This window comes from Paenibacillus sp. AGC31 (assembly GCF_057334655.1).
Genome location: NZ_JBHFJH010000044.1, coordinates 12,370 through 30,966, shown reverse-complemented (window position 1 = coordinate 30,966; position 18,597 = coordinate 12,370). Strand labels below are relative to the sequence as shown.

Here is an 18,597-nt window from a genome sequence, read left to right as displayed (position 1 = left end):
CAGCATGCTCGCAGCCCGGGCGGCCGCAGGTGCACGCCACGGCCGCGCTGGCCGTAGCTGCGCCTGGCGAGCCCTCGGGCGCTTGCACAGCCGGCAGCAGCCCCGCGAGCTCCTCGGGCGCCGGGCCGCCGCGCAGCAAGGCGTACAGCGTCAGCGGGCGCTTGCGCAGCTGAGCCAGTACAGCCTCGCGCTGGGCTTCGCTCAGTCGCGCCGGCGTTCCTGTGACCGTGAACATGCCTGCGGCTGATCCGGTCTTGCCCTCAGCAGCGGAAGCGGAAACGGAAACTTCCTGATCCGCATCCGCTGCTGTATTTACTTCTGCTGTCCATCCACCGGGGGACATATGCAGCTCGATCTTCCATTTTTCGCTCACAACAATCCCCCTTTCTCAACATCTATATTCCTCTGAATGTTCAAGGTCACAGCCACGTCTCACCCTGAAGAGAAATCAGGCCACGTAGCTCATCATCCGACATCTCTGTCAGCCAGTTCTCACCCGAACCAACGACCTGCTCGGACAGTGCCTTCTTGCTTTCGATCAGCTCATCAATCCGTTCCTCCAGTGTTCCCTGACAGATCAACTTATGCACCTGCACGTTGCGATTCTGTCCAATTCGGAATACACGGTCCGTCGCCTGATTCTCAACCGCAGGATTCCACCACCGATCATAGTGAACGACATGACTCGCCCGTGTCAGATTCAGACCCACACCTCCGGCACGAAGAGATAGAACAAACATGGACGGCCCCTCTCCTTTTTGGAAAGTCTCCACCATATCATCTCTTTGCGCCTTCGACACACCACCATGCAGGAAATAAGGTTCTTCCTCATATCGCTGTTTCAATCTCGATACCAGCAGATCTCCCATAGCAACATACTGCGTGAAGATCAGGGCTGATTCCCCGTTATCACGGATGGCGTCCAGCAGTTCAAGCAAACGTTCCATCTTACCAGATGCCTCAGCCTTGCCGTGGTCTTTCCGATTGCTGTCCGCCAGCACCGGATGATCACAGATCTGCTTGAGCTTGGTCAGGGAGGACAGAACAATTCCCTTCCGGGCAATGCCATTTCTGCCGTCCAGACCACCCATCAGATCATCCACCACACGCTGGTACAATACCGTCTGCTCCGGCGTCAGGGAACAATAGGATTTCAGTTCAAGCTTCTCTGGCAGATCCTTGCGAATATCCGGATCACTTTTCAGCCTGCGCAGCATGAATGGAGATACCAGTCGATGAAGCTCACGCAAGGATGCTGCATTTTCTTCAGATGGTCCCAGTCCCGTATAACGCTGACGGAACGATGAAGCTGTGCCCAGATACCCCGGATTGAGGAACTGGAAAATGGACCAGAGTTCGCTCAGTCGGTTCTCTACAGGTGTGCCCGTCATCGCAATACGATGAAGTGTAGACAGACGCATCACACTTTGCGCTTGCTTGGTACGGTAGTTCTTAATATATTGAGCCTCATCCAGTACAATGGTGGACCAGTGTAACGAAGCCAGATCTGGCCCATCCCTGCCTGCCAGATGATAGGTCGTGAGTACAATGTCATGCGTCTGCGCTTCTGCCTGGAATTCGTTCCCGTGCAGCCGTTGTCCGCCATGATGAATGTACAGCGACAGATCCGGGGCAAACCGCTTCAGCTCACGCTGCCAGTTTCCAAGCAGCGAGGTAGGACACACAATAAGTGCTGGCAGATGAACAGGCTGCTCATTCGCGTGCTGATCCGCCGGGAATGAATCATCCAATCCATTCAACAGCTCATTCTCACGGGCTTCCTCTTCAGCCGCCTGGCGTTCCTCGTGTTTGCGGTCCAGCAGACAGGTAATTACCTGAATCGTCTTCCCAAGTCCCATATCGTCCGCGAGACATACGCCAAAGCCCAGCTCACGCATCGCGGATAACCATTGGTAACCTCGTTCCTGGTAAGGTCTGAGTTCACCATGCAATTCTGCCGGAACCTGACGAGGCTCAATGCTGCGAAGCACCTGTCCATCGAGCAGGAAAGCAAGCATCCCATCAGATTCGGCGCCAAAGACGGAAAGGCCCTTCCATGCGGAATCCTCCCCTTCATCCGCTGCCAGATGCAGCCATTCGGAGAGAGGCATATATTGTTCTTCTTCTTTTTTCATATAACGCAGGACTTGGCGAATCTCTTTTGTATCCACTTCAATCCATTCACCGCGGAACATAACATACGGAACTGTGGATTCAGCCAGTGCTGCCAGTTCCTCTGCCGTGACCGGTTTCCCATCCAGCATAGGCTCCGCCTTGAAAGCAACCAATTGTTCCATGCCAAGTGCCGATGTGGCTCCAGGCAACCGCTCTGTTCCCCGATTCAACATCTGCAGACGCAGTCCCGCACGGCGTTTCCCGGCACGACTCCACCTTGAAGGCATGAGAACGGTTATCCCGGCCTTTTGCAGACGCGGAACGGCATGCGTAAGAAATTCAAAGAAACCCTGCTGCTCCAGCTTGATTCCCTCTGGACGAGGTGTGAGCAGCGCTGTCTCCAGTTCAGGTGCCAGTTCTGCTGCATGCCCGAGTGCCATCAACAACTGTTCTGCCGCCGAGGTATATAACACTTTCCCCCGGTCGAGATCACGCTCCGGATGTGCCCAGATGGTACGTACAGGCAACCTCAGGCTCGTTTCCTGCTCACTGTCCACCCAAAAGCTGATTCCCCAGATCGTTTCATGCTCACCCAGCGGCGGCTCCAGCCGGAGCACCAGCTTCAATTGGCCCTCGGCAGGCGCCATTTCTTCTGCTCCTACGACCGGCATCGTGGTTCCACCGGCATCCTGTAACGTATGAATAAAGGCTGTCATATCATCCGTAGGTCCTTGCACCGTTACAGGTCGGAACATCGAGATCAGACTGTTCCACCAGAGCTCACCTACTGGCGAAGATCCACGTCGATATGGCGTGCGGTAACGGGATAGCTCACTGTCCATCCCCTCCAGCTCACTCGTGACCACAGCATGAATCATGCCACTCATGAATGAAAATAATACCGCCGCACCTGCTTCCTCACGTGTTTCCGGTTCCAATGAAGCATAGGCCCCGGGAGCAGCCAATCCAATAGGAGGCATCGCTTCAGCAAGATCGCGGAAGCGTTCAATGTCCTCCTCTGACTGCAAACGTGGCCGCCATACTCCTGTCAATGTCTCTTGCCCGGTCCGTCGACGTGCGCCCGTCTTTGCTGCGAATTCAGCCGATGGAGCAATTGCCCCTCGCAACAGCAGCTCCTGTGTGAACTGCGCCGCTTTGATCCAGTAACGCATCTCTTCTCCCACCTGAATTCCGGCTGCATTGAACAAACGGTCATCCCATTGCAGCAGCAACCTGAAAGCATCCTTGGGCAGGACTGCCAAGCCCTCCAATGTGCGTCCCAGCAGTTGACGCCGCTTCGTGTTCTTGGCTTCAGCCGTGTTCCTCAGCGGATTCGGCCAGCGCAGCTCTGCAAGACGCAGAGCTGCAGGCTGAAACAGACGACCCCCGTCGCCAAAATTCAACCTTCTTACCACGTGGCTCCATGCATCCACACGCGGTTCCGATGTTTCACCGGAAAAACAAAAAAATACGTCACCAAGCCATACTCCATACAGCGATTGCATCATTAAAGTCTCCCGTCATCCCTTCGCATTGTTACTCTCCATCATATACGAAAATGACCGGATTTAAAAACCTTTACCCATAAAAAGTGGTTATTTCAATGGTTAGCAGCACAAAAAAATGTCCCTTCTCCCGAAAAGCGGATGAGGAACATTTGGGTCAACAGAAGGATAATACTGAATATTGAAAGAATTACGGATCGTTATACTACTATGATCTGATCAAACTGCCCAGTAACACATCCAGGTTCAAAATGCCTGCACGATGATCTTCACAGAACCCGATTTTGTCAAAAACGCCAAGCATGAAACGGCGGTGTTCCTCAGCTGGTTCTTCAAAACGATCGTAACTTACGACAGAATCAACCATATCTACGATCAGCGGTACAAATCCACCTTTGTAAGGCACCACAATAATACGTGTAGAAGAAGTATCCTCCTGGTCCGGCATGCCTAACAATACACGAAGACTCACAACCGAAACGACCTTACCATACAACGAAGCAAAACCTCTGATCTCCGGGCTTCCAAATGGAACTGTTGTCACCTGCACCATTCTGATGATCTCATGAACTTCATCGATTCGTAGTGCAAAGATCTGGTCTCCTACCGAAAAATTAATATATTGCATTCCCTCGTCCATAGTTATCCCCATACCCTCTCATTCCTTATAATCAGACTACTTTCGTCCCATTAGATGTTACTTTGGTGTATCGGTTATTTTTGATCAAATGTTTAGGCTTCAGATCAATTTTGCCAACTTCAGCAGACGTTGCATTACAGTTGCTGTCTCCGCTCTGCTCATTTGCCCTGTTGTAGAGGGTGGTGGAAGTCAGTCGTTTAAATATTGAGCGTAAGTAACCTGACATTGGATTGAAAAATTATATTCAAAAAAAGACCAAAGATCAGCTTAATACCGATTTTTGGTCTTTTTTATCCCCATATATTTATGGATCTGTTTCTATGTTTTCAAATACTTGGAACAAAAAAGCGATATTCCTGTGGATAACTTGTTTTATTACTCCAAAACGGCTGTTTTATCACATGAAAACACGAGTTATACCTGATTTGTGGATAAGTTGTGCACATATTGCACACATGCTGTGGATATCTTTGGCGTTTCATGTGGATATTCATTAATTTAATGTGGACATGTTGTGTATTTGTTTGTAAATCTGACGTAAAATCTGAATTTCCGCTTCAGTTATCCATTACTGTGGACACGTTGTGGACACGCCCAATTTCCTTCGCTGTAGTTATTCGACCAATTCACCCTGACGCATGATCAGCTTGTCATCGATGTACACGTCCGGCTTTTGTACAACTGCATCAATATGAACACCCGCGGCAATCGTTCCACCAAATGTGTTATTGCTGCCAAAGGCCACATGAATTGTGCCGTATACCTTCTCATCTTCCAGCACCACACCCGTGATTCGAGCCTTGTTATTGGTACCGATCCCAAATTCGCCGAGAAAACGACCATCGCCCTCACCAAGCGTTTCGAGTAATTGAGCCCCATCTGGTCCTTCAGCTGACACCAACCGTCCTTCACTAACGGTTAATAACATCGGTTCACGGAGTGCCCCAATTCCAGCAACGGAACCATCTACAACAATACTGCCCTCGCCCTTGCCCTCAATGGGAGCAATATAGGCTTCTCCTGACGGCAAGTTGCCCGATTCACCGGGGTTCAAATACATACCTGTGCTTGGTACACCGTTACGATCTTCAATGGAAAAGGAAAGACTATGGCCCTGCTTCTCTATTCGCACATGGCGACCTGCGGTTAATAGAGCCGTTACCTTCTCGGTCAACGCCTTTACTTGCGAATATTCAGCTGTAATGGCTCCGTTCACAAACATATCCTCTGTCATGCCGGGCATTGTTGCCACTCGGGTTCCTGAAGCAGCGGCTTTTTTGCGCGCCTGGGTATGTGTTAATGAATATTTCGTTACACACACGGCTACATCTGCTCGAATCATGGCCTCTGCAATTGGCGCAGGTGGCTCTTCGCCGGATCTGCTGCGTTCCTCCATGATTAACAGGACTGATTCTGCTCCAAGTGCTTTGCCTGCCTCATAGATGGATTCAGCCAGATCCCGTTTCATATCGTCTGCGACAACTACCAGATTCTCTCCGCTGCGCAGTCCGAGACATTCGGTTAGCACATTTTTACTGATTTCCACACGTTGCTTGCTCATACATTCATCTCTCCTGTCTTTGGTTCAACTCTCACAAGTCGACTTGACCCTTTCGACAATTGGCACGGGATTCCTGCATGTCCAAACCTGAACTCACCTCAAGGTATCGGCCCATTCGGCGAGGATTCCAGCTGTTTCCTTATACTGAAACGTCGGAAAGTAATGCCCATAGGATACATCTATCCGTTTGACCTGTGAGTTCATATCCTGGGGAAAGTGATATTCCCGATCTTGATTGGCCCATACAACTAATACATTCTTGGCATAATGCTGACTTTCCATTTCCGCCCACAACGTTGATCTGGCGCCTTTCCTCTGACCCGAGTGAATCCAGCGCAACAAGTCTGCATGTGCTCCTGCAATACGAGGGGACTGGAGACTGGAGCGTATTCTCTTGCCCATGGTATTTGCCATAACACCGTTGTCGCCTACGCCACTAAATGAACTGAACATGTGATTCCAACTTTTCTCCGATCTGCCACGCAGCAGGGAGCGCATTACCCCTCTTGGCAAACGGGAAATCCATCTCAGCACATTGGGATTCGAATTGTTAGCTACGGGCTGAAGCAACCCCAGCCGAATGTCTGTCCGCCCGCTACGCATCTGTGCCGCAGCTGCAATAGCAGCACCGATCGAATGACCAACCAGCTTCAGTGGACCTTCAAACTCACCAAGAGCCGTAAGCAGTGCATTCACCTGACCTTCAAACGCTTCATCTCCCTGATGCACCGGGGACCGTCCGAATCCAGCGAGATCGATTAACCATACCGGGTTCCCGGTCCTTTCCCTAAGCTGTTTTCCTAACGGTAACATCTCATCCGCAGATTGAAGCAAACCGTGCACAATAATCCAAGGCTCTCCCTCGCCCTCCCATCCAAGCATAGCCATATTTCCACTTCGCGACCGAATATAATCTGTCGGAGAACCCTCAGGTAACGGCGTATACCGAAAACGATAGTCCAGATCGGCTGTAACCAGCGGAAGCTGTTCCCGGATATCCGGCCAGGATTGCCCCATACGTGTGAACAGAGCCTCCGTCTCTTCAACCGGGAATGACCTGTTGGTAATAAAAGCAACCGACTCCGCTGGAACACCACTGATGCGTGAACCACCTGATCTCATGATCCATTGAATCCATGGTAGTGGCACAGCCCCTTTTGGCTTGGGTACGTCCAGTTGCCGCGCCAGAAGTTGCAGCAGTTCCTTCATATTGGGACTGTCTTCCTTCCGCACCAATAGTGGATAGGTACCTCCAACTGGAGCTGTTTCCCTGGATAGAAAAACAAGCGTCTGTGCAACAATGTCATTCTCCACAAGCGGTAACCAATAGGATGAACCTCCTGGCACTACTGGCATAAGTCCTTTCTGAATCGCCTGAATGAGCAGCCCAATCCCACCCGTTTGCTCGGTTTCACCTGTGGGACGTGGTCCAACCACTGTACTCGGATTTACAACGGATAAGGGATAGTGATGCTGTTCTGCATGCTCACGAATATGCAGATCCGCATGGAACTTCATCTCTTCATATGCACTTTCATTGTTATCCACATGCTCAACCTGTAGATAATTCCCCTGTTCATTCCGCTCTCCATAAGGACTCATATAACCAACAACGTGGATAAAGTGTCTCAATCCATGAGTACGGTGGATTTCCTGTGCTAGCTGTGCCAGTTCTCTGGCCCCGTTCATGAATATCTGCTCGGCTACTTTTCGTTCCAAAGTGACGTCCATCGTTCCGCCCGCATGAATGATCACATTCGTTTCAAGAGCACGCTCCCGATCCGCTGCGGTAAGGCCAAGACCCGATATGGACAAATCACCTGTAATAAAGGTGATTCGGTCGAAATCCTTCACTCCATAAGCCTTCAGCACCGTTCTGGCTCGCTGTTCCGAACGAACCAGCAAGAGCAGTTGTGCGTCTCCCTGCGTGAGTTGTTTGACCGTTTCTTTGCCGATAAAACCTGTACTTCCTGTCATAAAAATGGTCATGTCTGCCATATCAGACTTGCTTATTACCTGATTTATTTTTGTTGAATTTGCTGCTGTATTTTCTTCATTGGAAACATGGATAGTATGTACATTCATTTTGTTGCGGCTCCTTTTAGTACTACATAGTACTAGTTATATTCAAAAAAAGAGCTTCGATTAACGAAGCATCTGACAAAACGTACGCGCCGATTGTTCTATAATCCCAACATCACGGGCAGTTCCCGCTAGGATTAGCGAACCTTCCAGTGCTGCAATAAACAACAACGCAGCTGGCCCCGGTTCGATTTCTTTGCGGAATTCACCGCGATCCAAACCTTGCTGAAACAACTTCTCCACCATAGGTCTAAGCTCACGAAAGAATCTGGATATGCTCTCTTTCACTTGGGGTGCACTATCCGGTGTCTGCATATATAACGTAACAAAAGGACAGCTCCCTTCGTAATTTCGGCCCTCAATACCTGCCGACAGTAATGCCATGAATGAGTAGATACGCTCCTCCACTCCTCGCTCACGCTGACTGAGCAGCAGATACAGCTCCGACTCATACTGGGCAATCCAGTATTGTACCACGGCCTGAAGCAGTTCCTCCTTGTTTTTAAAATGATAATAAATATTTGACTTGGATACCCCACTCACTCGCACGACTTCATCCATGCTAACGTAGCTGTACCCCTGACGCAGAAATAATTGTGCCGCCACTTCAACTGCCTTGGTCCGGTTCACCGGATTGGAACTTTTGGATTTGGCGGGTCCCGTGTTCATTTTTGGATTTGTCATATTTAGAACTATACAGTACTAGTCAGTTGAAAACAAGTATTTCTGTTAACAAAAGAGGACCTCCCACTCCAACTACTCCATACTTGTACACATTTAGAGTGTTATACACACAGGATATCCACATATAGTATTAACTCTGTGTTAAATACGTCATGAGATCGTTAAACTGCTTTTGGGTTATCCACATTTCAGGGATATTACCATCTATCATTTTTCCAGTAAGCACTTTTTAGCTCCTCGGAAAAACAAAAACAGGCCAACCAGAATAAAATTTTTGGTTGGCCTGTTTAAATTAACTTATATATCAGATAGACTAACTTTTCTATCCAAAAATTTTGAACAGTTTTCGGTAACCTGTGGATACCGTCCATGATCCAGATTATTTTTTCAGACTATCCCAGTTCTGTTGCAACGCATCGAGCAATCCGGCTTTATCCGATTTGCCTGCAACGTAAGCCTGAATTGTGCTGCCGTACTCTTGTGGAACCCCTTCAGGGAAACGGTTGAAGTTCCAGCTGAGTGTTTTATTTTCCTGGCTATACTTCATGATCTCTGTGGCGAGGTCACCCAGATCCTCTTCGGATGCCGTGATGGAACTGAACGCCGGGATGAATTTGAATTCTTTCGTCATGTATTGTTTCCCGATATCCGAAGTTACGAGCCACTCCAAAAACTCTTTTGCTTCCGGTTTCACTTGAGAGTTCTTGTTCACAACCCAATAGTTCGGCACGCCGACAAACAATTTGTCATTAGGTTCATTGTTAATTGGCATTGGGAGGATACCCAGATTCAGATCCGGATCGATTCCATCGATCTGTACTTGAGTCCAGTTCCCTTGTTGCATCATCGCCGCTTCTCCACTCGCAAACAACGTAACTTGCGTATTGTAGTCGGTTGTCAGTGGGTTTTTGTTGCTATATTTCAACGTTAAGTCGAGCAAGTTGATCCAGTCGGCGAACACTTGGTTGCCAGGAATTTTCTCCGTACTTTCATTGAGTCCTTGGATGAATTTCACCGGATCTGCCTGATTTGCAAATGCGACGTTTACGTTATGATTGCCCAGCACCCACCACTCCTGATATCCGTTCGAGAAAGGCGTAATGCCTGCGGCCTGAAGTTTCTGTGCAGCTTGATCCAATTGTTCCAGTGTCGTTGGAATTTCGGTAATACCTGCTTTTTGGAAGAGGTCTTTGTTATAAATGAAACCATAACCCTCCAGCGCGAGCGGCTGTCCGTAGAGCTTGCCGTCTTTGGTCATTGGCTCTTTGGCTACTTCGAGTGCATCCTTCGCCCATGCTTCTCCAGACAGATCTTCCAGATATTCAAGCCATGTATCCAGCTCACGATAACCACCTACGTTGAAAATGTCCGGTTGTTCGCCAGCGGCAAACTTGGCTTTTAATGCAGCACCGTAGTCACTGCCACCACCTACAGTTTGAATGTCCAGTTTGACGCCTGGATGGGAGGATTCATATTCAGCTTTGAGACGATTGAGCGCTTCCGCAATTTCGACTTTAAATTGGAATATTTTAATGGTTTTATCTCCAGCAGCAGCCTCTCCACCACCTTGAGCATCCGTGTTGACCGGACTGCCACTCTTGTCTCCATTGCCACAACCCGCGAGCATTACCGAAAAAGCAATCAGCATAAGCAACGTCAACTTGGTCATTCTTTTCATACATACACTCTCCCTATAGTAGTTTCAGTATAACAGTTCCACTAATGAATATTTACACTGGCACTCCGATGACAGAATAACCTTCCCTTGAAGCGTGTTTTCATCCTAACGAACCGAGCGCACGTTATTCGCTCCTATTTGCACAGGCTCCCATTCTAACGAATCACAGCGATGTTATTTCGTCGATTTGATCGAATTTTAAAGCTATGACGCCGTTTTGTACCCGAATAACGTTGCTGAGATTCGTTACAATTTGTATTCCTTGATTATCCACCTATTAAGATGCGGTGGATTCGTTAGCGCTTTGAAAAAGGAGCTTACCATCACTTCACTCTGCAGAAGAAGTTCCTGGCTCTACAAGCGTCTTTCTTGGTCATTTCTCTTTATCAGTCTTTTCTCTTTATTGCTCTTTTCCCCAGGAGTCATGCCCAAGCTATGCGGGCATGACTCCCTTTGCACACCTCCATGCGAGGTGGGAGCAGAGGGATCAGGATGCGATGGAGGAACGGAGCGTTCGCCTTTGATACTCGGTGGCTTCCTTGCCCCAATCCATTCAGGCCACCGAGGAGCAACAGCGACCGAAAGCGCAACTTGATCCCGGAGCGACCTGCACTCGCACTCACCCTTTAACTGATCCAGCGGTAATCCCCTGAATGATATACTTCTGCATCAGCAGGAAGAAGATAATGATCGGCATGATACCGAGCACAAGTGCTGGCAAAGCCAGATCCCATTGCTTCGTATACTGACCGAAGAGTGCAAAGGTCGCAATCGGGATCGTACGCAGGTTGGAGCTTTGCAGGATCAGCGATGGGAGCAGATAATCATTCCAGATCCAGAGTGTGTTCAGAATGATGACGGTTACATACATCGGTTTCATGAGTGGAAATACGATCCGGAAGAACACTCCGTAGACCGAGCTTCCATCCACCCGTGCTGCTTCTTCAATCTCCAGTGGGACGGATTTTACGAATCCGTGGAACAGGAAGACAGACATCGGTGCCCCGAAACCAAGATAACAGATAATGAGGCCGCCAAGGCTGTCGATCAATCCCAGATTACTGGTTACAGTAACAAGTGGAATCATGATAGACTGGAACGGAATCACCATCGCGGCAATGAACATGCCAAACAAAATACGATTGAACCGGGTATCGCTGCGGACCATTCGGTACGCGGCCATGGAACTGATCAGCACAAGCAACAGATTGCTGACTACCGTAACGATAAGCGAGTTCATCAGTGCCGACGGGAAGTTAATTTTCTCCCAGGCGTTCGCATAATTGCCCCACTGGAACACTTCCGGCCATGCAGCCGAATTGGTGAGCAGATCACCGAAGGTTTTGACTGAATTCACAAACAGGAAGTAAAACGGAACCAGGAATAAAAGTCCAATGAGTACCATGACAATCTCGGTTACAATGGTACTGAAGCGGTAATTTTTCGTCGTCTCCATTAGGCTTCTACCTCCTTGCTCTTCGTCAGACGTACCTGAATCATGGTGATGATGGCAACGATTACGAAGAACACGAGCGCTTTGGCGGTTCCGATGCCATATCTGTTATTCACAAAGGCTTCATTGTAAATATTAAGTGCAACCGATTCTGTTGATCCGAACGGTCCACCTTTGGTTAGCGACAGATTGAGATCGAACATTTTGAACGACCAAGAGATCGCCAGGAACAGACAGATCGTTACACCCGGCATAATGAGCGGAAGAATGATGCTCCGCAGTACCTGCCAGCGACTTGCGCCATCAATCTCGGCGGCTTCCAGCAGATCAGGGGATACATTTGTCAGAGATGAGATGTAGATGACCATCAGATATCCTGCGGTCTGCCATACAAATACAATCACGATTCCCCAGAAGGCGGTTGGTTCGTCTCCCAGCCAAGGAAGGTTGAAGAAGGACCAGCCGGTTACATCGCCTACTGCTGAAAACCCTTTCACAAATATGAACTGCCAGATAAAGCCGAGCAACAACCCACCGATCACGTTAGGCATAAAAAAGATCGTACGCAGAATGTTTCTCGTCTTGAGCGGTTTGGTCAGGAAATACGCCAGGAAAAAGCCAATCACATTGGTCAGTACTACACCAACCACGGTGAAGCGCACCGTAAACCAAAACGCCGTTTGGAACTTGGGATCATTCGCAAAAACATGCACGAAGTTGTCAAACCCTACCCAATTAATGTTCTCGGATACCCCGTTCCAATCCGTGAAGGAATACACCATGCCAAGCAGGAAAGGGACCACGATGATGAGAATAAAAAACACGATGGAGGGACCCACGAACACAAGCTGCTGTAACAGCTGTGAAGATTTGCGATGCTTCATATCGTTCTCCCCTTCTATAGATGGATGAAATTGGTCTCTTTTTCTATTAAACCCCATTATCGCCGAGGGAAACACCGACCCTTGTGAACAGTTGGGGGTAAAATATTGTCCTCTCTTAACCTGCAACCAGAAGGGGTGTTCCGATGTCCAAATACTACAGTATACGCACCAAATTAATTGCCTTTATGCTCATTGCTACCACCCTTCCGCTGCTCGCATCGATCAGCATGACGTTTATCCAGACCAAGACAGCCCTGCGTGAACAAGCTGTTGAAGAGAACAAACGTCTGATCTACCAAGCGTCCACCAATCTCAATAACTATGTGGATAACGTGGCCCGAGCGTCGCTCGCTGTGTATAACGACCCAAACTTTCTGCGTAACTTGGCAAAGATTCCTGGTGATTATCGTGCGGTTGCCGAGGTGTACACCACTTTGCAGACGATCCGCGCGGCTGTGCCGGATGTATTCCAGCTGTATTTGCACTCTTTTGCCGCCAATCAATCCACCTTAATTACCAATCCCTTTCCGAAGCGGGAGGAACGCAAACAGGCCTATTCCGGCTCGCTTCATGGAAAAACAAGTGGTGACAGCCCGGATATCTGGGTGGAATCGGCACATATGAGTCACACGTACGGATTCAAGGCTGCTTCCCCCGATGATCCTGAAAGAACGGTCATTACCCTCCATCGGGTGATCAAGGATATTCCGTCCACCGAGCGTCTGGGTGCACTCGCCATTGATCTGAATATGAATACCATTGCAGCAATCTGTGGCAGGCTGTATGATCCGGCTAAGGAACAGATTTATGTGGTGGATGGTCAGAATCAGATCATTTACCAGGGGCGTTCCGAGGTCAATCATACGGATGCACTACGAGAGGAAACGGCTAGTGAACTGAATATCGCGCGATCTGGCGCAGGTACAGCCCAGAATGTCGCAGGACATTTTGAACAGGATCGTTCCATGTATGTATACCAGCAACTTGGCAGCACGTACGCTGACTGGACCATCGTCAAACAGATTCCGAATGAGACGTTATATGCCAGAGCCACCACACTTACGTGGAATAACGCGATGATTGCCATTGCAGCACTTGTATTGGTCATTGTTGCAACCTTATTCATCTCCATCCGAATCACCGGTCCGCTCAAGCAACTTATGCGATATATGAACCAGATTCAAGCCGGGCGTCTGCATGTGGATATCCATCTATCCAGCCGAGATGAATTCGGGGTGCTCGCTCGTCATTTCCGAGATATGATGGATACGGTAAATAATCTTATTTTGCGGGAATATCGACTCGAAATCGCCAATAAAACAAATCAGCTTAAAGCGTTGCAAGCGCAGATTCATCCGCATTTTCTATATAACACACTGCAATCCATAGGTACACTTGCCCTTCAACAGCAAGGACAACGGGCGTATACACTACTCTCTAGCCTGTCCAAAATGCTGCGCTACAGCATGCGGGATCAGACCTGCGTGACCTTACGCGAAGAGGCGGAGCATGCCCGATTATATCTGGAACTGCAGCAGGAGCGGTTTGGAGACCGCCTTGAGGTGGATTTGGATTTTGCCGAAGATACCCTGTCTGTCGAAATGCCAAGAATGACGTTACAACCTTTAATTGAGAACTATTTCAAACATGGAGCAGATATTCAGCCTGGCAAAGGTCACATATCCCTATCCAGCCGCCGGATCAATGATCATTGGATTGAAATAGAACTGAATAATAACGGCCCCTCCATACCTGAAGATAAATTACTGGAGATCCGCGGATGGCTACATCAAAGTCATACAACAACCGGGTTATCCACACAAGAATCCGACAAGTCTGAATCCATCGGTCTACGAAATGTAATACGCCGACTTCAATTGAACTCACATCCCGGTCACTCAGCCAGGCTTGAGATCAACAATCAGGAACCCAATGGTGTGAAGATCACGGTTAAACTATACGCGGGAGAGTGAACAACATGAAGGCACTGCTTGTAGATGATGAAAAACATGTCCGCGATGCCATAAGGTTGCTTGGTCATTGGAAAGACTTTGGCATTGACACATTACTTGAAGCAGCAGACGGGGATGAAGCCATCGCCGCCATCACGGCACATCAACCTCAAATCATACTCAGTGACATGCGTATGCCGGGCAAGGACGGTATGGCATTACTTGAATGGATATCGGCTCATACCCCGCATAGCAAGGTGCTGGTTATCAGCGGATATGATGATTTTGAACTCGTGAGGCATGCCATCAGACATGGTGGCATGGACTACCTCCTGAAACCTGTGGAAGCAGATGAGCTGAATGCATCTCTATTAAAGGCCGTTACAGCTTGGGAAGAGGAAGACGCCATTCGGATACAATCCACCAGGCAATCCATTGTTGTTAATCGAATGCGCCCCCACTACCAGGATCGTCTGCTCACCGAACTTGCCGTCGGAAGAGGCAGCAGCCCTTCACACATGCAGCGATTGCAGGATGAGTTAAATCTCCCCTGTCTAATCCCTGTCTGTAGTGTCGCTGTCACCAGCCTGTCCCACCTGGATGCAGATTGTCTGGCAAAATACCGCAGTCAACCGGACCTGCTTGTGTTCTCCGTGCTCAATATCGGTGCCGAGATGTTATCCACACCAGACGAAGGCGTAATGTTTCGTCAGTTGGATCAACCGGACGAGATTGTTCTGCTGCATTGGGGTCCATCCACTTCATTGGAACATATTCTGGAGAAGGTCAATCATGGTTTGGAGCAGACGATTCAGCGCCGGCTTCATTTTGGCATCTCCAGCTGTGAGTCCTACCCTGGCGGAATATCAGCAGCCTATCTGGAAGCAAGTTCAAGGCTGTGGAGACGTAATGCTGTGCAAATTAAACAGCGAATCCATGCCTCAGTGGAATCATCAAATGGGAATAAAATCAGACGTTTAACCGCCCATGAAGAACCCCTGCGTATGGCAGCCATGAGTTGCCGAGCTTCCAGTGTATCTGCTGCGGTCGCCGAGTGGCTTGACCCGATTACTGATCTTGAGGTTGTCAGTGCTGAGCAGATCCAGCAATGGATCGATGAGCTGGAATGGATGCTGAGCCGCTGGCTTGATGATACGGCAGGTTCGTCATTCCATGAGGAAGAAGTGACGGAGGAACAGTCTATTCCCTTTGCCGAGTTACCTTTGGACGCTGAAGGACTGTTATCCTTCCCCCTGCTTCGTTCATTGTTGGAACAACGACTGCTTGCGGCCGGTAAGGCGCTCACCGCTCATCACCACGCCAATCCTGATCCCATGAGTGAGATTGCACGTTATATGGACGCCCATTATCAGGAGGACCTGTCCTTGCAGCAGATTGCCGCGCGTTTCTATCTGAGCCGGGAGTATATCTCACGCAAATTCAAACAGCAATTTGGTCTGAACTGGTCGGAATATCTGGGCAAACTGCGTATCAACAACGCCAAGCTGTTACTACAAAATCCTTCCCTGCGTGTCGCCAAAATCTCGGAGATGGTTGGATTCCAAGATGAAAAGTATTTCAGCAAAGTGTTCAAAAAGATGGAAGGCATCACGCCAGCAGAATATCGTAAAACATTATTGGAGGCTGGAAAGTAACGAGTATTTGATCCGAATTAAAAAGAGTACTCCCGGCATAACCCATCGGAAGTACTCTTTTTAATTTTACTTTTACAGAAAATAGCCTATATCATGACGATTTGTTGACTCTTCCTTTTCTAAGATAGGATACGATCCGAGAGATTGTACCTATTAAAATTACAACCATAAATCCATAAGCCATATTATTTCCTGTCTTATGAGCTACTACGGGGAAATAGATGAGGCTGAACAGTAGTAGGACAATATCTAGGTAGAACATAATCTTCCGATAAATAGGGATTCTCACCCCCCCTTTTATTTACCATAAATGGTTTTATTAATTATATTTGATCATAACATAGATACAACCTAGTAAGTTCACCGATCCCGCAAAATCACCGCAGGTACAAGTCGAATGTAGATTAGCTCCCCTACAAGCTCCACGATCGTCTGTGTAACGATGACTGCCGCAGCTATTGTAGCCCATTCTGGTGGGAGTGCCAGCGCTAGCGGCAGAACAACCAACGAATTCCGTGTGGCTGAACTGAAAATTAATGCACGCCCTGCGCCTGTATTCAATCGAAAACAATTAGCAATGATCCAAGATATCCAAGGCATAATGATCAGAAAAGCAACGTAGATCGGGATCACGTTCACGATAATCGCCATATCATTGTAGACTTTGCCAATCTGGGAAGCGACAACCACGATCAGCGCAAGTGCCATCATCGGAACCGGGAGCCATGCCGTCGCATTTATGACCCGCTCCCCGCTCGCTTTACCTCTTGAGAGAACTTGTGTAACGACAGTAAGCAGCAGTGGAATAACGATCAGAAACAAAAAAGCCTCCACAAACGGCCCTACCTGCATGATCTGCGCCACCTCGGTACCCATCAATAGCCATAAATAAAACGGCAACAGTATCATTTGTATAACAAATAAAAGAGGTGTTGCGGCCAGCATCAGTTTCTCATTGCCCCTGCCGAGTTGTGTAAACACGATGACGTAATCAATACAGGGTGTTAACAGTACCAGATAGACTCCGATCAGAACGCCTGGTGATTGCGGAAATACCAGTGTGAGCAACCATACAACTACAGGTACTGCAATAAAATTAGCCACCAGTAGCGCCCCCATAAATCGAAGATTCGACCAGGACTCTTTTAACTGTAAAAAGGGAATCTGTACAAACATGCTGTATAACAGAACGGCAAGAACCGGGGACACAGTGTAGTGTAAAACATCCCCCCATATCGGATTACTCAGCCCTATCGCTGCTCCTAAAAACAATGCAACTACATAGAACCAGGTTTGCTGTCGCTCCATCGTTTCTCTTGTGAGCATTCTCTTCCTCCTCTTCTGGTGGGACATCGTGGGCATGGACATATTTCTGCTTCGTTTCGCGTACATTGGGACAGAGTACCGTTCCAACGTAGTGGCAGAGCACAAGGATTTGAAAGATCCAACTTGTGAATTTTTTGCGGCTGTTATTAGAATGTGCAAGAACTGGGTATATTCATTGTAGACTGACCCGTGGTTCATTCATTCGTTAAACCAAGGAGGAAACACAATGTCACGTAACAATCCGTACAAGTGGTTAAACGCCATTGGTTTTATCGCTGTAATTATCGTGAACTACCTCTCCAACGCTCTGCCGATCGGGGGCAAGACCAATAAAGAAGTATCGGATATGTATCCTGTGCTGCTCACACCTTCTGGCTATGCATTCGCTATATGGGGTCTGATCTACTTGCTGTTGGCAGGGTTTGTGATCTATCAGTTCGTGCCCGCTTCCTGGAAAAGGGACTCGATTACCCGTCTCGGGTACTGGTTCCTGGCAAGTTGTGCCTTCAACGTAGCATGGATTTTTGCTTTTCAAAACTTGCAAACTGGTCTCGCCTTACTGATCATTGTACTGCTTCTATTGTCCTTGATCGTGCTGTATGTAAAAACACGTACTATCACCGTGCCAACCACTGCTGAGATCTGGCTTGTGAAGCTGCCATTCAGCATCTATCTTGGATGGGTTAGCGTGGCAACAATTGTCAATGCAGCTGTTCTGTTATATAAAATTGGCTGGGATGGTTTTGGTCTCAGCGAACCGACCTGGACGATCATCATGCTGCTTGTGGGTATGGTGCTAGCTGTACTCGTTAGCTTCCGTTATCGCGATAGCATATACCCACTTGTATTCACATGGGCGTATATCGCCATTGCACTTAAACAAAAGGATGTCACTTCCGTATATTATACGGCAATCATCATTGCGATCGTACTAGCGATCTATGCGGTATGGTTGTTCTTCGCCCGTAATCAGGATCGTGATTGAGCGACTTCCATCATATATAACGCTTAAATGTAACGTAAAAACGTAACGCAAACAGCCGATTCTGGTCTTCGACCTGA

General features: G+C 48.4%; 13 protein-coding genes. 3 read left to right on the top strand and 10 right to left on the bottom strand.

Annotated elements, in window-relative coordinates; translation table 11 throughout:
* The 9 genes from ACE04G_RS26130 to ACE04G_RS26090 all read right to left on the bottom strand — a co-directional run.
* Positions 1-373 (bottom strand): hypothetical protein (locus tag ACE04G_RS26130; protein ID WP_486095118.1); only part of this gene is annotated, 373 nt, incomplete at its 3' end.
* A gap of 46 nt (positions 374-419) precedes the next feature.
* On the bottom strand, positions 420-3,623 hold the full coding sequence (locus tag ACE04G_RS26125) for a DEAD/DEAH box helicase (protein ID WP_449003795.1): 3,204 nt from the start codon (positions 3,621-3,623) through the stop codon (positions 420-422).
* Positions 3,624-3,828: 205 nt separating this feature from the next.
* On the bottom strand, positions 3,829-4,272 hold the full coding sequence (locus ACE04G_RS26120) for a chemotaxis protein CheW (RefSeq protein ID WP_081595056.1): 444 nt from the start codon (positions 4,270-4,272) through the stop codon (positions 3,829-3,831).
* Positions 4,273-4,873: 601 nt separating this feature from the next.
* Positions 4,874-5,821 carry an aminopeptidase gene (locus ACE04G_RS26115; protein WP_449003796.1) on the bottom strand — a complete coding sequence of 316 codons (948 nt, stop codon included), beginning with the start codon at positions 5,819-5,821 and terminating at the stop codon, positions 4,874-4,876.
* Between the two features lie 93 nt (positions 5,822-5,914).
* Positions 5,915-7,906 (bottom strand): alpha/beta fold hydrolase, encoded by a 1,992-nt coding sequence (locus tag ACE04G_RS26110; RefSeq protein ID WP_449003797.1) that lies wholly within the window; start codon positions 7,904-7,906, stop codon positions 5,915-5,917.
* Between the two features lie 60 nt (positions 7,907-7,966).
* A complete protein-coding gene (locus ACE04G_RS26105; RefSeq protein ID WP_036607516.1) occupies positions 7,967-8,533 on the bottom strand; it encodes a TetR/AcrR family transcriptional regulator in 567 nt (188 codons plus the stop codon).
* 433 nt (positions 8,534-8,966) lie between these two features.
* A complete protein-coding gene (locus ACE04G_RS26100; protein WP_237177715.1) occupies positions 8,967-10,265 on the bottom strand; it encodes an ABC transporter substrate-binding protein in 1,299 nt (432 codons plus the stop codon).
* A 619-nt stretch (positions 10,266-10,884) separates the two neighbouring features.
* Positions 10,885-11,721: a carbohydrate ABC transporter permease gene (locus ACE04G_RS26095; protein WP_307415163.1), complete on the bottom strand. Its 837-nt coding sequence runs from the start codon at positions 11,719-11,721 to the stop codon at positions 10,885-10,887.
* Positions 11,721-12,602, bottom strand: a complete 882-nt coding sequence (locus ACE04G_RS26090) for a carbohydrate ABC transporter permease (protein WP_036607341.1) — start codon at positions 12,600-12,602, stop codon at positions 11,721-11,723. Before ACE04G_RS26090 ends, ACE04G_RS26095 begins: the two co-directional genes overlap by 1 nt.
* A 143-nt stretch (positions 12,603-12,745) precedes the next feature.
* On the opposite strand from ACE04G_RS26090, the gene ACE04G_RS26085 reads away from it, so the two are divergent.
* The gene (locus ACE04G_RS26085; protein ID WP_449003798.1) at positions 12,746-14,575 is read left to right on the top strand and encodes a cache domain-containing sensor histidine kinase; all 1,830 of its coding nucleotides are present in this window, start codon (positions 12,746-12,748) and stop codon (positions 14,573-14,575) included.
* 5 nt (positions 14,576-14,580) lie between these two features.
* Complete coding sequence (locus tag ACE04G_RS26080) at positions 14,581-16,209, top strand: response regulator transcription factor (protein ID WP_449003799.1); 1,629 nt, start codon at positions 14,581-14,583, stop codon at positions 16,207-16,209.
* Between the two features lie 360 nt (positions 16,210-16,569).
* Here ACE04G_RS26080 and ACE04G_RS26075 read toward each other — a convergent pair whose 3' ends face one another.
* Positions 16,570-17,535 carry an arsenic resistance protein gene (locus ACE04G_RS26075; protein WP_449003800.1) on the bottom strand — a complete coding sequence of 322 codons (966 nt, stop codon included), beginning with the start codon at positions 17,533-17,535 and terminating at the stop codon, positions 16,570-16,572.
* A gap of 226 nt (positions 17,536-17,761) precedes the next feature.
* Here ACE04G_RS26075 and ACE04G_RS26070 point away from each other — a divergent pair, with 226 nt between their 5' ends.
* Positions 17,762-18,520 carry a tryptophan-rich sensory protein gene (locus tag ACE04G_RS26070; RefSeq protein ID WP_449003801.1) on the top strand — a complete coding sequence of 253 codons (759 nt, stop codon included), beginning with the start codon at positions 17,762-17,764 and terminating at the stop codon, positions 18,518-18,520.
* The last annotated feature ends 77 nt before the right edge of the window (positions 18,521-18,597 follow it).

Coding starts and splice junctions, on each gene's coding strand:
- ACE04G_RS26080 (WP_449003799.1), top strand. CDS start 14,581: ATGAAGGCACTGCTTGTAGATGATGAAAAACATGTCCGCGATGCCATA.
- ACE04G_RS26110 (WP_449003797.1), bottom strand. CDS start 7,906: ATGAATGTACATACTATCCATGTTTCCAATGAAGAAAATACAGCAGCA.
- ACE04G_RS26095 (WP_307415163.1), bottom strand. CDS start 11,721: ATGGAGACGACGAAAAATTACCGCTTCAGTACCATTGTAACCGAGATT.
- ACE04G_RS26085 (WP_449003798.1), top strand. CDS start 12,746: ATGTCCAAATACTACAGTATACGCACCAAATTAATTGCCTTTATGCTC.
- ACE04G_RS26125 (WP_449003795.1), bottom strand. CDS start 3,623: ATGATGCAATCGCTGTATGGAGTATGGCTTGGTGACGTATTTTTTTGT.
- ACE04G_RS26120 (WP_081595056.1), bottom strand. CDS start 4,272: ATGGGGATAACTATGGACGAGGGAATGCAATATATTAATTTTTCGGTA.
- ACE04G_RS26100 (WP_237177715.1), bottom strand. CDS start 10,265: ATGAAAAGAATGACCAAGTTGACGTTGCTTATGCTGATTGCTTTTTCG.
- ACE04G_RS26075 (WP_449003800.1), bottom strand. CDS start 17,535: ATGCTCACAAGAGAAACGATGGAGCGACAGCAAACCTGGTTCTATGTA.
- ACE04G_RS26115 (WP_449003796.1), bottom strand. CDS start 5,821: ATGAGCAAGCAACGTGTGGAAATCAGTAAAAATGTGCTAACCGAATGT.
- ACE04G_RS26090 (WP_036607341.1), bottom strand. CDS start 12,602: ATGAAGCATCGCAAATCTTCACAGCTGTTACAGCAGCTTGTGTTCGTG.
- ACE04G_RS26070 (WP_449003801.1), top strand. CDS start 17,762: ATGTCACGTAACAATCCGTACAAGTGGTTAAACGCCATTGGTTTTATC.